General features: G+C 33.6%; 2 protein-coding genes. Both read left to right on the forward strand.

The genetic code is table 11. The features are described 5' to 3' along the window. Positions 1-360, forward strand: a 360-nt coding sequence (locus tag EHQ58_RS18420) for an HAD-IA family hydrolase (RefSeq protein ID WP_167883691.1), incomplete at its 5' end; no start/stop codon positions are given. A 77-nt stretch (positions 361-437) separates the two neighbouring features. Beyond that, positions 438-1,115 carry a YdcF family protein gene (locus tag EHQ58_RS18425; RefSeq protein WP_135625544.1) on the forward strand — a complete coding sequence of 226 codons (678 nt, stop codon included), beginning with the start codon at positions 438-440 and terminating at the stop codon, positions 1,113-1,115. Positions 1,116-1,220 lie beyond the last annotated feature (105 nt).

The raw sequence follows: 1,220 nt of genomic DNA on the forward strand, positions 1-1,220 counted from the left end.
GGTCTATTCCAATTTGGAATTGTTACTTCCTCTAGTTTTAAAGTAGTAACGAAAGAATTAGAAGATATGAATGTTGATAAAAATCTATTTTTTAATATTCAAGGAGCTGAACATACAAATGTTCATAAGCCAAATCCTGAAGTATTCTTGCCAATTTCCAAATTACTAACAAAAAGTGGAATTGAAAAATCTGAAATTCTATATATTGGTGATTCTCCCGCTGACTTCCACTCATCGACCAACTTTGGATTAAATTTTATTGGAATTGCTCATGACGATAGGCATCTAAGTTTCTTTAAACATCAAAATATAAATTTCGTAAAAAATTTCAATCAATTAGAAGTTGTATTGAATGCTTAACATTGCTAGATTTAATTTTTGCTTACAAACTAGGCACGAAGCTAGCATCCTAGTTTGATATAAGCAAACACTACCAAATGACGACTAATTTAATATCAGACGAAGATCTATTCTACTCCACTATACTCTGGGATTTTTTAACAATAAACCATAGCCTAGAAAAAGTAGATCTAATATTTGTATTATGCAGTCACGATATCAGAATAGCAAGATACGCCGCTGAACTATGGAACAAAAATTACTCTAACTTGATTTTATTCTCAGGAGGATTAAATTTCTTCACCAAATCGATATTTCAAACTTCGGAAGCTGAAGAATTTGCAAAAATTGCGATCGAAGAAGGAGTAAATCCAGCTTCTATTCTAATAGAAACAGAATCCACTAATACTGGCGAAAATATACTATTTTCGAAAAATTTTTTGCAAAATATGAAAATCTATCCTAAAAAAATAATTGCCATTCAAAAACCTTCCATGACTCGTCGTGTAAGTTTAGCTTTAAGTAAGCAATGGCCTGAAGTTAAATTCTTGATATCCTCTCCAAATTATACTCTCTTACAAGCTTCTCATGAATTTATAAGCCTGAAACTACTTATAAACGAAATTGTAGGTGATTTCCAAAGAATTATCGAATATCCAAGACTGGGCTTCCAATCTGCTACAGAGATTCCGATTGATGCTACTAATGCTTATAATTTTTTAATAAAAAAAGGATATATTTTGCATTTATTGAATGATAAGCAAACCTTCGTATAACTACGGCTGACACGCTCCGCTCGGGACTTGCGCCCTCGCTCGGCCTAAAGGCACATTGTCCTCCGTCACGCTTCTTGCTCTGCAAGAAGGCGCGCCGACGCTAAC

Source organism: Leptospira ognonensis (genome assembly GCF_004770745.1).
Classification (GTDB): Bacteria; Spirochaetota; Leptospiria; order Leptospirales; family Leptospiraceae; genus Leptospira_A; species Leptospira_A ognonensis.

What these genes read in the sequence shown, in the direction of transcription:
- EHQ58_RS18425 (WP_135625544.1), top strand. Translation starts at nt 438, where the DNA reads ATGACGACTAATTTAATATCAGACGAAGATCTATTCTACTCCACTATA.